We start from the raw sequence: 12757 nt of genomic DNA on the forward strand, positions 1-12757 counted from the left end.
CGAAAAAGACAATATTTAATACAGGGCTTTTAGCCTGTCATCCTTCTCACAATGACAATAATATCGCCGATTTCGGCTCTCCTCTGGAGTCGCATTGATGATGACAAAAAAAGACGGTGGTCGCCGGGAAATCGTTCTGCTGGCGAGCGTGGTGGCCTGTTCGCTATACATCAATACCGCCAGTGCATGGCAACAAGAATATATCGCCGAAGCGCCATCCGGACATACGACTGAACGCTATACCTGGGACAGCGATCACCAACCGCGTTATGACGACATCCTGGCGGAACGGATCAAATCCTCGCAAAACGTGCCGGGCTTGAGCGTTAACTTTGCGGATGCGTCGCCCCATGAGGCGACCAGTGGCATGAGCATGGGCTGGAATTTCCCGGTTTCAGAGACGGTGATGACCGGGCCGGTCGCCGCGCTCCATTACGACGGTACTACTACATCGATATATAACGAATTTGGCGACAGCGTGATGAATTTGTCCGCCGATCCGTTATGGCATGCCAGCGTGAGTACGCTGGGCTGGCGGGTGAATTCGCAATTTGGCGAGATCAGACCGTGGGCGCAGGTCAGCTATAACCAGCAATATGGCGATAGCATCTGGAAAGCGCAGTCCGGGCTAAGCCGCATGGCGGCTACCTCACAAGACAACAGCTGGCTGGACGTGACCGTGGGGGCGGATATGCTGCTTAATCCGCACATGGCCGCTTACGCAGCGCTCACTCAGGCGGAAAATACGCCCAACACCACCGATTACCTCTATACGATGGGGGTCAGTGCCAGATTTTAACCTTGAATTTACAACTACACCTTAGTCATAACATGGCATGTAATGATAGTGAGCACTAACTTACAATATAAGAGTCAGCTTGCTGAATATATGTCTCGTCATTCATTCCAGATTCCAGGCATTTCATTCCGTTCTGACGGCACTTCATGCCGTTTTTTCCCCGCATAAAATGCATTTCGTTATGGTTGTCGGCAGTGAATTTCCCCTTTTGTTTATGCAGGAATACTGCCATGAAAACTTCAACGTATCAGCGCACCCGTTGGTTGACCCTTATCGGCACCATTATTACGCAGTTTGCCCTGGGTTCTGTTTACACCTGGAGCCTGTTTAACGGCGTACTGTCCGAAAAACTGGATGAACCCGTCAGCCAGGTCGCCTTCTCTTTTGGCCTGCTAAGTCTGGGGCTGGCGATTTCATCTTCCGTTGCCGGAAAGTTACAGGAACGATTTGGCGTTAAACGGGTGACGATGGCGTCAGGCATTTTGCTTGGGCTGGGCTTCTTCCTGACCGCACATTCTTCGAATCTGATGATGCTGTGGCTGAGCGCTGGGGTGCTGGTAGGACTGGCGGATGGCGCAGGTTACCTGTTAACCCTGTCCAACTGTGTGAAGTGGTTCCCGGAGCGCAAGGGGCTGATCTCCGCTTTCGCCATTGGCTCCTATGGTCTGGGCAGCCTGGGTTTTAAATTCATCGACAGTCAACTGCTGGCGACCGTCGGTCTGGAAAAAACCTTCGTAATTTGGGGCGCGATTGTACTGGTAATGATTGTCTTTGGCGCCACGCTGATGAAAGATGCGCCGAACCAGGAGGTCAAAACCAGGAATGGCGTTGTGGAAAATGATTACACGCTGGCGCAATCGATGCGTAAACCGCAGTACTGGATGTTGGCGGTCATGTTCCTGACGGCGTGTATGAGCGGTTTGTACGTGATCGGCGTGGCGAAAGATATTGCGCAGGGCCTGGCGCATATGGACGTCGCGTCTGCGGCCAATGCGGTGACGGTTATTTCTATCGCAAACCTGTCTGGTCGTCTGGTGCTGGGGATCCTGTCGGACAAAATTGCCCGCATTCGCGTTATTACGATTGGCCAGGTGGTGTCGCTGGTGGGGATGGCCGCTCTGCTGTTTGCGCCGCTGAACGCGATGACCTTCTTTGCCGCTATTGCCTGCGTCGCCTTTAACTTTGGCGGCACCATCACTGTCTTCCCGTCGCTGGTGAGCGAATTCTTCGGCCTGAATAATCTGGCGAAAAACTATGGCGTGATTTACCTCGGCTTTGGCATCGGCAGCATCTGCGGTTCGATCATCGCCTCGCTGTTCGGTGGCTTCTACGTCACCTTCTGCGTGATTTTCGCCCTGCTGATTCTTTCGCTGGCGCTGTCTACCACCATTCGCCAACCAAAACGCGATGTGATGAATATGGCGCATGCCTGAATAAAATAAACAATGACAGGACCAGCCGCGTGGCTGGTCTTTTTGTTATTAGCAGTCGCGTGAAAAATCCGTTTTCAAACTTGAATATTTGTAAAAATCTGCTTCGATCACATTATCTGCTGCCACTTTTTCCCTTCCTTGTGGTCTACTTAGCCGCGCGTGTAGATCTTTCCTGTCTGACTACCTTCGCAATTTGTCCTGCCCGGCTGGGTTAGCCGAAGCGCAGGCTGTGTTTACCCCTCGATTTCCAGGGCTTGCTTGCATGAAATACATTACGTCGATGACGCAGCAAAAGCTGAGCATTTTGCTTGCCGTCTATATCGGTCTGTTTATGAATGGCGCGGTTTATTTCCGTCGGTTTGACGGTTATGCGCAGGATTTTACCGTATGGAATGGAATCGCCGCGGTTGTTGAATTGGCTGGCACGGTGCTGGCTACCTTCTTCTTTTTACGTCTCTTTTCCCTGTTAGGCCGTACGGCCTGGCGCGTTCTGGCTTCGCTACTGGTGCTGATCTCCGCTGGCGCAAGCTATTACATGACCTTTATGAATGTCATGATTGGTTACGGTATTGTGGCTTCAGTCATGACCACCGATATCGACCTGTCAAAAGAGGTTGTTGGCTGGACGTTTATTCTTTGGGTGGCTGGCGTAAGCCTCATCCCGCTGGTGTTGATCTGGTTTAACCGCTCGACGGACACCTTTTTGCGTCAGCTTTGTACGCCAAAAGTACGCTGGCGCAGCGCGCTCACCGTTCTGATGGCGGCTTTTCTGGTGTGGGCGCCGATTCGCCTGCTGGAGCTGCACCAGAAGCGCGCCGATCGCATCGCTGGCGTCGACATGCCAAGCTACGGCGGGGTGCTGGCGAACTCGTATCTGCCAACAAACTGGCTGTCCGCACTGGGCCTGTACGCCTGGGCGCAGGTTGATGAATCGTCAGATAACAAATCGCTTATCAATCCGGCGAAAAAATTCACGTATACGCCAACCCAGAATCTTGATGACACCTACGTGATTTTCATCATTGGCGAAACCACGCGTTGGGATCACATGGGCATGCTGGGCTATGAACGTGATACCACGCCGAAGCTTGCGAAAGAGAAGAATCTGGCAATGTACCGCGGCTACTCCTGCGATACCGCCACCAAGCTGTCGCTGCGCTGCATGTTCGTACGTCAGGGCGGGGCGGAGGATAATCCACAGCGCACGCTGAAAGAGCAAAACGTATTTGCAGTGCTTAAACAGTTAGGTTTTAGCGCCGATCTGTACGCGATGCAGAGCGAGATGTGGTTCTACAGTAACACGATGGCCGACAACATCGCCTATCGCGAGCAGATCGCTGCGGAGCCGCGCAACCGGGGCAAAGCGGTGGATGATATGCTGCTGGTGAACGAAGTTTCGCGTTCCCTGGAGAATAACCCGCAGGGCAAACATCTGATTGTGTTGCATACCAAAGGTTCCCACTATAACTACACTCAGCGCTACCCGCGCGAGTTCGCCCAGTGGAAGCCGGAATGTTATGCCATCGACCGTAAGTGTCCGAAGGACCTGATGATTAACTCTTACGATAACTCCATAACCTATGTGGACCACTTTATCGATAGGGTGATTGATCAGGTGCGCGATAAGAAAGCGATTGTGTTCTACGCGGCGGATCACGGCGAATCGATTAACGAGCGCGAGCATTTGCACGGCACGCCGCGTAAGCTGGCGCCGCCGGAGCAGTTCCGCGTACCGATGATGGTCTGGATGTCGGACAAATATCTCGAGAATCCGGCCAACGCGCAGGCATTCGCGCATCTGAAGAAAGAGGCGGAAATGAAGGTGCCGCGTCGTCACGTTGAGCTGTACGACACGATTATGGGTTGTCTCGGATATACCTCGCCCAACGGCGGGATTAACGAGTATAACAACTGGTGCCATGTCCCTGACGGGAAGAAAGTTGCCGCACAATAAGCGGCCTGGCGACTTTCTCGCCGATTAAATGGCATTTTGCGACTAAGGGATTGACGGGGGCGCGCCTGAGCAGTAAGATGCGCCCCGCACTCGGTGATTGGCGCAGCCTGGTAGCGCACTTCGTTCGGGACGAAGGGGTCGGAGGTTCGAATCCTCTATCACCGACCAAATTTAAAGCCCTGCTCAACGAGCAGGGTTTTTTGCATTTGAAGCCAATGAGGATGAGAACCTCCGGGGGAAGAGGTTCGACCCGAGCGAAGCGAGAGAACGTTGCGTCAGCAACGGCCCGCAGGGCGAGCCACGCAGTGGCGAGTCATCCTCTATCACCGACCAAATTTAAAACCCTGCTCAACGAGCAGGGTTTTTTGCATTTGAAGCCAGTGAGGATGAGAACCTCCGGGGGGAAGAGGTTCGACCCGAGCGATCACCGACCCAATTCGAAACTCTGCCATCTTCATTTTTGCTACAAAAATTGCGCCTTACTTCTCACTATCCGTTAACGATTATGTGACATATTCCATTGTCTTTTTTTATCTTTGCATCAATCTTTTTTTGCGTTACTTATGGCTGACCCCAGCATTTTCCGCTGTGCGTTTTAACGTTCATGGCATTAATCGCTCAGATATACAGCATTTCGTCAGAAATTTTTCATAATCTGCACAAAACTTAATCACCAAATGTTGCGAAATATTAAGATTTATATTCTGGCATTACGCGCGTAGCATAAATTTCTCTGCTGAAAATACCCCTCTGGAGTTTTTTTAATCTTTGTTTGTCAATTCTCACCGTTGTCGTAAAACGCGGTTAGCTGTATTGACGTTTTCACATTCTGTTGACAGATTGTAGGGCATGAGGGGCATTTCATGGAGAATCCGCGCTGCAACTCAGTCGTTTAAGTGAATGGAATCCCCACCTCATCACGCCGACCCGGCCGGTCAAAAATAAAAAAGGCCAGGCGGCGCTAACCCACTGCAAAGGGTAAAACAACAACATCACATTTGGAGCAGAAGAATGAGTATTTCCTTGAAGAAGTCAGGGATGCTGAAGCTTGGTCTGAGCCTGGTGGCTATGACCGTCGCAGCAAGCGTACAGGCTAAAACCCTGGTCTATTGTTCAGAAGGTTCTCCTGAAGGGTTCAACCCGCAACTCTTTACCTCTGGCACAACCTATGATGCCAGTTCAGTACCAATCTATAACCGTCTGGTGGAATTTAAAACCGGCACTACCGAAGTGATCCCAGGCCTCGCGGAAAAATGGGAAATCAGTGAAGACGGGAAAACCTACACCTTCCACCTCCGTTCTGGCGTGAAGTGGCAATCCGGCAAAGAATTCAAACCGACGCGCGACATGAACGCCGACGACGTGGTCTTCTCCTTCGATCGTCAGAAAAACGCGCAAAACCCGTACCATAAAGTGTCCGGCGGCAGCTATGAATATTTCGAAGGGATGGGCCTGCCCGATCTGATCAGCGAAGTGAAAAAAGTGGACGATATGACCGTCCAGTTTGTGCTGACGCGTCCGGAAGCGCCGTTCCTCGCCGACCTCGCGATGGACTTTGCCTCTATTCTTTCTAAAGAATATGCGGACAACATGCTGAAAGCCGGTACGCCGGAAAAAGTGGATCTGAACCCTATCGGCACCGGTCCGTTCCAGTTGCAGCAGTACCAGAAAGACTCCCGTATCCTCTATAAAGCCTTTGACGGATATTGGGGCACCAAGCCGCAAATTGACCGCCTGGTCTTCTCCATCACGCCTGACGCCTCTGTGCGCTATGCCAAACTGCAGAAGAACGAATGCCAGGTGATGCCGTATCCGAACCCGGCAGACATCGCGCGCATGAAGCAGGATAAAAACATCAACCTGATGGAGCAGGCGGGTCTGAACGTGGGTTACCTCTCGTTCAACACCGAGAAGAAACCGTTTGATGACGTCAAAGTGCGTCAGGCGCTGACCTATGCGGTGAACAAAGAAGCGATCATCAAAGCCGTTTACCAGGGCGCGGGCGTTGCGGCCAAGAACCTGATCCCGCCAACCATGTGGGGTTATAACGACGATATCAAAGACTACACCTACGATCCTGAGAAAGCGAAAGCGTTGCTGAAAGAAGCAGGGCAGGACAAAGGTTTCACCGTCGAACTGTGGGCAATGCCGGTACAGCGTCCTTACAACCCGAACGCGCGCCGTATGGCGGAGATGATTCAGGCGGACTGGGCGAAGATCGGCGTGCAGGCCAAAATTGTCACCTACGAGTGGGGTGAGTACCTGAAACGCGCCAAAGCGGGTGAGCATCAGGCGGTAATGATGGGCTGGACCGGCGATAACGGGGATCCGGACAACTTCTTCGCGACGCTGTTCAGCTGCGCGGCGGCGAAAGACGGTTCCAACTACTCTCGCTGGTGCTACAAGCCGTTTGAAGATCTGATTCAGCCGGCGCGCGCCACCGATGATCACAACAAGCGTATTGAACTGTACAAACAAGCTCAGGTGGTAATGAACGAGCAGGCACCGGCCCTGATCATCGCTCACTCCACCGTATATGAGCCGGTGCGTAAAGAAGTTAAAGGCTATGTGGTGGATCCGTTAGGCAAACACCACTTCGATAACGTCTCTGTCGAATAATTAAACGCTATCGTCAGGTAAGCGCTACGCCCCCGAAGATCGGGCAGGCGTAGCGCCACCCGGCAGCAGTGCTTTATTCCTTCTCTGTAAGCGGGAAGGGATAAGATTTGTGAGCAATACAGACTCACGGTTCCACGCCGTGCGTCCTGAGAGAGAATCCGGGTTATGTTGCAGTTCATTCTCCGACGTTTGGGACTCGTCATCCCTACGTTTATCGGTATCACCCTTCTCACCTTCGCGTTTGTCCATATGATCCCCGGCGATCCGGTGATGATCATGGCGGGTGAGCGTGGTATCTCCCCTGAGCGTCATGCTCAACTGTTGGCTGAACTCGGTCTCGATAAACCGATGTGGCAGCAGTACCTCCATTATATCTGGGGAGTCATGCAGGGTGATTTAGGCATCTCGCTGAAAAGCCGTTTGCCGGTGTGGGACGAGTTCGTGCCGCGCTTTAAAGCGACGCTGGAACTTGGCGTCTGCGCCATGATTTTCGCCACCGCGGTGGGCATTCCGGTCGGTGTGCTGGCCGCCGTCAAGCGCGGGTCCATTTTCGATCACACCGCTGTTGGCCTGGCGCTGACCGGTTATTCCATGCCGATCTTCTGGTGGGGGATGATGCTGATCATGCTGGTCTCCGTACACTGGAACCTGACGCCGGTTTCCGGGCGTGTCAGCGATATGGTGTTTCTTGATGATACCAATCCGCTGACCGGTTTTATGCTGATCGACACCGCCATCTGGGGCGAAGAGGGCAACTTTATTGATGCGGTTGCGCACATGATTCTGCCCGCAATGGTCCTCGGCACGATTCCGCTGGCGGTCATCGTGCGTATGACCCGCTCGTCGATGCTGGAAGTGCTGGGTGAAGACTACATTCGTACCGCCCGCGCCAAAGGGCTGACCCGCATGCGGGTCATTATTATTCACGCGCTGCGCAACGCCATGCTGCCGGTGGTCACCGTGATTGGCCTGCAGGTGGGCACGCTGCTGGCGGGCGCCATTCTGACCGAAACCATCTTCTCGTGGCCTGGCCTCGGACGCTGGTTGATTGATGCGCTGCAACGACGCGATTACCCGGTGGTACAGGGCGGGGTGCTGCTGGTGGCGACGATGATTATCCTCGTCAACCTGCTGGTTGACCTGCTGTACGGCGTGGTGAACCCGCGTATTCGTCATAAGAAGTAAGGGGCCATCATGTCACAGGTTACTGAAAATAAAGTTATTGCCGCACCGGTGCCGATGACCCCGCTACAGGAGTTCTGGCACTATTTCAAACGCAACAAAGGCGCGGTTGTTGGCCTGGCGTATGTCGTCATCATGATCCTGATTGCGGTATTCGCCAACGTTCTTGCGCCCTATAACCCGGCGGAACAGTTTCGCGATGCGCTGCTCGCGCCGCCGGCCTGGCAGGAAGGCGGGAGTCTGGCGCACCTGCTGGGTACCGACGATGTGGGTCGCGACGTGCTGTCGCGACTGATGTATGGCGCGCGCCTGTCGTTGCTGGTCGGCTGCCTGGTGGTGGTGCTGTCGCTGGTGATGGGCATCGTGCTCGGGCTGATTGCCGGTTACTTTGGCGGCATTGTTGATAACGTCATTATGCGCGTGGTCGACATCATGCTGGCGCTGCCGAGCCTGCTGCTGGCGCTGGTGCTGGTAGCGGTCTTTGGGCCGTCAATCGGTAACGCCGCGCTGGCGCTGACCTTTGTCGCCCTGCCGCACTATGTCCGGCTTACCCGCGCGGCGGTGCTGGTGGAGGTGAACCGCGACTACGTGACGGCTTCCCGCGTGGCGGGCGCTGGCGCGATGCGTCAGATGTTCATCAATATCTTCCCGAACTGCCTCGCGCCGCTGATCGTTCAGGCGTCGCTCGGTTTCTCTAACGCCATTCTCGATATGGCCGCACTCGGCTTCCTCGGCATGGGTGCGCAACCGCCAACGCCGGAGTGGGGCACCATGCTCTCCGACGTGTTGCAGTTTGCGCAAAGCGCCTGGTGGGTCGTGACCTTCCCGGGTCTGGCGATCCTGCTGACGGTGCTGGCATTTAACCTGATGGGTGACGGTCTGCGTGATGCGCTCGATCCCAAGCTGAAGCAGTAAGAGGTTCGAGATGGCGTTATTAAATGTAGATAAATTATCGGTGCACTTCGGCGACGAAGGCAGCGAATTCCGCGCCGTAGACCGGATTAGTTACAGCGTGAATCAGGGCGAAGTGGTCGGTATCGTTGGCGAGTCAGGTTCCGGTAAGTCCGTCAGTTCACTGGCGATAATGGGGCTGATTGACTATCCCGGGCGGGTAAACGCCGAAAACCTGGTGTTTAACGATCAGGATCTGAAACGCATCTCTGAGAAAGAGCGGCGCAACCTGGTGGGCGCCGAAGTGGCGATGATTTTCCAGGACCCGATGACCAGCCTGAACCCCTGCTACACCGTCGGTTTCCAGATCATGGAAGCCATCAAGGTACATCAGGGTGGCAACAAGAAAACCCGCCGTCAGCGGGCCATCGACCTGCTGACCCAGGTGGGGATACCGGACCCGGCGTCGCGTCTGGACGTGTATCCGCATCAGCTTTCCGGCGGGATGAGCCAGCGCGTGATGATCGCGATGGCCATTGCCTGTCGGCCAAAACTGCTGATTGCCGACGAACCGACGACGGCGCTGGACGTGACTATCCAGGCGCAAATCATCGAGCTGCTGTTGGAACTGCAACAGAAAGAGAACATGGCGCTGGTGCTGATTACGCACGATCTGGCGCTGGTGGCGGAAGCGGCGCATAAAATCATCGTGATGTACGCCGGTCAGGTCGTGGAAACGGGCGATGCGCACGATATCTTTCGCGCGCCGCGTCATCCGTACACCCAGGCGCTGCTTCGCGCGCTGCCGGAGTTCGCTCAGGACAAAGCGCGGCTGGCGTCTTTGCCGGGTGTAGTGCCAGGGAAATACGACCGTCCCACGGGCTGTCTGCTCAATCCGCGCTGCCCCTATGCCACCGATCGCTGCCGCGCAGAAGAACCTGCGCTGAACCAACTGGACGGCGGACGTCAGTCAAAATGCCACTACCCACTCGATGATGCCGGGAGGCCCACACTATGAGTACGCACGAGGCCACCTTGCAACAGCCGCTGTTGCGGGCCATCGACCTGAAAAAACATTATCCGGTGAAGAAGGGGATCTTTTCTCCTGAACGGCTGGTGAAAGCGCTGGACGGCGTGTCGTTCACCCTTGAGCGCGGTAAAACGCTGGCGGTGGTGGGCGAGTCCGGCTGCGGGAAATCGACGCTCGGTCGTTTGCTGACGATGATCGAAACGCCGACCGGCGGCGAGCTGTACTATCAGGGGCAGGATCTGCTCAAGCACGACCCGCAGGCGCAGAAGCTGCGTCGGCAGAAAATCCAGATTGTGTTCCAGAACCCGTATGGTTCACTGAACCCGCGTAAGAAAGTGGGGCAGATTCTGGAGGAGCCGCTGCTTATCAATACGTCGCTCAGCAAAGCGCAGCGTCGCGAAAAAGCGCTGGCAATGATGGCGAAAGTGGGGTTAAAAACCGAACACTACGATCGCTATCCGCATATGTTTTCCGGCGGCCAGCGTCAGCGTATCGCCATTGCCCGTGGTCTGATGCTGGACCCGGACGTGGTGATTGCCGACGAGCCGGTCTCTGCGCTTGACGTTTCTGTCCGCGCGCAAGTGCTGAACCTGATGATGGATTTGCAGCAGGATCTGGGGCTGTCTTACGTCTTTATCTCCCACGACCTGTCGGTGGTTGAGCACATTGCCGATGAAGTGATGGTGATGTATCTGGGCCGCTGCGTTGAGAAAGGGACGAAGGAGCAAATTTTCAACAACCCGCGCCATCCGTATACGCAGGCGCTGCTCTCCGCCACGCCGCGTCTGAATCCGGACGAGCGTCGCGAACGTATCAAACTGACCGGCGAGTTGCCCAGCCCGCTGAATCCACCGCCCGGCTGCGCGTTCAATGCGCGCTGCCGCCGTCGCTTCGGCCCTTGCACCCAGTTGCAGCCGCAGTTGAAGGAGTACAACGGTCAACTGGTCGCCTGTTTTGCTGTCGATCAGGACGAGAATGGGCAGAAGCCGGTGACATAACCTTCCCGCAAGGCCGGATGGCGCTTGCGCCTGATCCGGCCTTTTCTCTGTTACTCAATCAATTTCAGCAGCGGCGACAGGCACAGCAGTACGCCGTACAGCAATATCAGCCAGGTTTTCAGGCCACGCAGTTTTTCCAGTTGCGCGACCTTGTATATCAGGAAGCAAGGGATCAGGCAGGAGACAATGCCGTATAGCGGGCTACCGAGCTGGAAGAACACCAGCACCGACACGCGAAATGAGACCCAAATCACCAGTGTCGTCACGATAAACGCACAGATCCCAAGCGTGATCATGCGCGAAGGAATGCGCTCCACGTTGACGATACGACCCAGCAGATTCAGCACAATCCCTTTCATTGCCTCGTGGAAGCCGAGATAAATACCAAAAAACGCGGTCAGGACAGCGAAGATATTCAGTACCGTCGAGGTGATATGGATCACCGGACCGGGAATAACCTGAGCCGCCAGCGCCAGGGCGGAGATGTTTTGCTCGAATGCCGACACCGCTTCTTCGTGGCTGATGGAAAAGGTAAACGAGAAAGAGAAAAACAGAATCACCGCAATCAGCGTGATATAGCTGATGCGGTGGGTGCGAATTGCCATCCGGGTTGCCAGCACCCTGTCGGCCTCGCGCTTGCGATAGGCGATGTTCATCGGATTCAGCACCTGAATAAACACCGCCGAAAAGAAGCAGAACGGAATAGTAAGCAAGACGTCGCGAAAAAACACCGATGCCTGGGGAAAGGCGGTGATATTGGCGAAATTCCAGTGTGGAATCATCGCCAGGCCAAATACCACGATGATCCCCACCTTTACCACCACCATCGGCCCGGAGATTTTGAACAGCAGTTTCTCGCCGCCCGAGGCGATAGCGACCAGCGCTGCGAAGATGGCCGCTTTAAAAAGCAGCGACTGGGAGAGATCGGTCTGGGTCAGGCCAAAGGTACGCAGATAAGACGCGCTGTCGAATACCACGGAAAGCGAATAAATAAAGATGCCGTGGATGATCATCAAAAAATAGATCACCCCGAGAAAAACGCCCCAGTTTTTGCCGAGATAATGGCTAATGACGTCGGTATAGTCATTGCAGGTTTCGCTTTGCGAAAGCGTTTTGAGATACACGTCCTGTACGATCCAGGTCGCCGGATAAGCGATAAGCGACGCGGTGATAAATACCCAAATCCCTTTAAGTCCAATCTGCACCGGCATCAGCACCGTACCCGCGCCAATCGCCATACCAATGCACAGCAATACCCAACCAAAGTCGTAGCGGGTAAAAGGAAGTCTGCGCGAAACCTGTTCGCCTGAGCCGTTAAGATGAGAAAGTGATGTGTCGTGCTGCATGAAGTCCCCTGCCAGAAATAGCCTTCACGGCGTCATGGCCGCAAGGGGACGCAATTCTACAGAAGCGCAGGAGACACTGCCAGCCGATTGAGGATTTGCGAGACGCCACGCAGAGTAAAACACGGGCGGATGTGTAGGCAAACCGCTTGCCGTAGAATCCGCAGCAAGCCGGGGCAACCCGGTGAGGCGCAACGTTGCGGGGGCTTGATCCCTGGCGGCGTTTGTTGCTGGATAAAGAGAAAACCCCCGCACGTTGTTCGGTAAAAACCTGGCAACAAAACGGGGGCTAATCTTGAACCTCAACAATTCAAGGATAGCCGCGAACGGTTGCCATTGCAACACAGGCGGCTATATGACGCTGATTCAGTTAGGCATTGCCTTCTGGCACGATTTAGCGGCTCCAGCCATCGCGGGTATAATCGCGGGAATGGTTGTGAACTGGTTACGTAGCAGGAAGTAATCCTCTGACGGGCGTCTGCCTGCCGCAGTGGCAACATGCGCCCGA

Annotated in this window: 10 protein-coding genes, 1 tRNA gene and 1 other RNA gene; 11 read left to right on the forward strand and 1 reads right to left on the reverse strand. The window is 54.7% G+C overall.

Annotated features, from left to right (window positions below):
• Window positions 1–97: 97 nt before the first annotated feature.
• The 10 genes from JY391_RS00925 (at window position 98) to dppF (ending at window position 10906) form a co-directional block, all read left to right on the forward strand.
• Entirely contained in the window at window positions 98–799 is a 702-nt protein-coding gene (locus tag JY391_RS00925; protein ID WP_042286794.1) for an autotransporter domain-containing protein, read from the forward strand.
• A gap of 230 nt (window positions 800–1029) precedes the next feature.
• Window positions 1030–2232 carry an L-lactate MFS transporter gene (locus JY391_RS00930; RefSeq protein ID WP_060570227.1) on the forward strand — a complete coding sequence of 401 codons (1203 nt, stop codon included), beginning with the start codon at window positions 1030–1032 and terminating at the stop codon, window positions 2230–2232.
• A gap of 262 nt (window positions 2233–2494) precedes the next feature.
• Window positions 2495–4186, forward strand: a complete 1692-nt coding sequence (gene eptB / locus JY391_RS00935; RefSeq protein ID WP_060570226.1) for a kdo(2)-lipid A phosphoethanolamine 7''-transferase — start codon at window positions 2495–2497, stop codon at window positions 4184–4186.
• A 91-nt stretch (window positions 4187–4277) separates the two neighbouring features.
• Window positions 4278–4354 (forward strand) — tRNA-Pro (locus JY391_RS00940).
• Window positions 4355–4386: 32 nt separating this feature from the next.
• A non-coding RNA gene (locus JY391_RS00945) (RtT sRNA) lies at window positions 4387–4519 on the forward strand.
• A gap of 678 nt (window positions 4520–5197) precedes the next feature.
• Window positions 5198–6805 (forward strand): dipeptide ABC transporter periplasmic-binding protein DppA, encoded by a 1608-nt coding sequence (gene dppA, locus JY391_RS00950; protein ID WP_042286785.1) that lies wholly within the window; start codon window positions 5198–5200, stop codon window positions 6803–6805.
• Between the two features lie 165 nt (window positions 6806–6970).
• On the forward strand, window positions 6971–7990 hold the full coding sequence (dppB, locus tag JY391_RS00955) for a dipeptide ABC transporter permease DppB (RefSeq protein ID WP_042286783.1): 1020 nt from the start codon (window positions 6971–6973) through the stop codon (window positions 7988–7990).
• A 9-nt stretch (window positions 7991–7999) separates the two neighbouring features.
• Window positions 8000–8902 carry a dipeptide ABC transporter permease DppC gene (gene dppC, locus JY391_RS00960; protein ID WP_042286779.1) on the forward strand — a complete coding sequence of 301 codons (903 nt, stop codon included), beginning with the start codon at window positions 8000–8002 and terminating at the stop codon, window positions 8900–8902.
• Window positions 8903–8912: 10 nt separating this feature from the next.
• Window positions 8913–9896 carry a dipeptide ABC transporter ATP-binding protein gene (gene dppD, locus JY391_RS00965; RefSeq protein WP_042286777.1) on the forward strand — a complete coding sequence of 328 codons (984 nt, stop codon included), beginning with the start codon at window positions 8913–8915 and terminating at the stop codon, window positions 9894–9896.
• On the forward strand, window positions 9893–10906 hold the full coding sequence (dppF, locus tag JY391_RS00970) for a dipeptide ABC transporter ATP-binding subunit DppF (protein WP_042286774.1): 1014 nt from the start codon (window positions 9893–9895) through the stop codon (window positions 10904–10906). The genes dppD and dppF overlap by 4 nt, the downstream gene beginning before the upstream one ends.
• 50 nt (window positions 10907–10956) lie before the next feature.
• On the opposite strand, the gene JY391_RS00975 is transcribed toward dppF, so the two are convergent.
• A complete protein-coding gene (locus tag JY391_RS00975; protein WP_200035554.1) occupies window positions 10957–12252 on the reverse strand; it encodes an SLC5/6 family protein in 1296 nt (431 codons plus the stop codon).
• A gap of 352 nt (window positions 12253–12604) precedes the next feature.
• Between JY391_RS00975 and JY391_RS00980 the strand changes: the two genes are divergently transcribed.
• Window positions 12605–12712 carry a type I toxin-antitoxin system toxin Ldr family protein gene (locus tag JY391_RS00980; RefSeq protein WP_012908207.1) on the forward strand — a complete coding sequence of 36 codons (108 nt, stop codon included), beginning with the start codon at window positions 12605–12607 and terminating at the stop codon, window positions 12710–12712.
• The last annotated feature ends 45 nt before the right edge of the window (window positions 12713–12757 follow it).

This window comes from Citrobacter sedlakii, from assembly GCF_018128425.1.
In the GTDB taxonomy this organism is placed as follows: domain Bacteria; phylum Pseudomonadota; class Gammaproteobacteria; order Enterobacterales; family Enterobacteriaceae; genus Citrobacter_A; species Citrobacter_A sedlakii.

Coding starts and splice junctions, on each gene's coding strand:
- dppA (WP_042286785.1), top strand. CDS start 5,198: ATGAGTATTTCCTTGAAGAAGTCAGGGATGCTGAAGCTTGGTCTGAGC.
- dppD (WP_042286777.1), top strand. CDS start 8,913: ATGGCGTTATTAAATGTAGATAAATTATCGGTGCACTTCGGCGACGAA.
- dppF (WP_042286774.1), top strand. CDS start 9,893: ATGAGTACGCACGAGGCCACCTTGCAACAGCCGCTGTTGCGGGCCATC.
- JY391_RS00930 (WP_060570227.1), top strand. CDS start 1,030: ATGAAAACTTCAACGTATCAGCGCACCCGTTGGTTGACCCTTATCGGC.
- JY391_RS00975 (WP_200035554.1), bottom strand. CDS start 12,252: ATGCAGCACGACACATCACTTTCTCATCTTAACGGCTCAGGCGAACAG.
- JY391_RS00980 (WP_012908207.1), top strand. CDS start 12,605: ATGACGCTGATTCAGTTAGGCATTGCCTTCTGGCACGATTTAGCGGCT.
- dppB (WP_042286783.1), top strand. CDS start 6,971: ATGTTGCAGTTCATTCTCCGACGTTTGGGACTCGTCATCCCTACGTTT.
- JY391_RS00925 (WP_042286794.1), top strand. CDS start 98: ATGATGACAAAAAAAGACGGTGGTCGCCGGGAAATCGTTCTGCTGGCG.
- dppC (WP_042286779.1), top strand. CDS start 8,000: ATGTCACAGGTTACTGAAAATAAAGTTATTGCCGCACCGGTGCCGATG.
- eptB (WP_060570226.1), top strand. CDS start 2,495: ATGAAATACATTACGTCGATGACGCAGCAAAAGCTGAGCATTTTGCTT.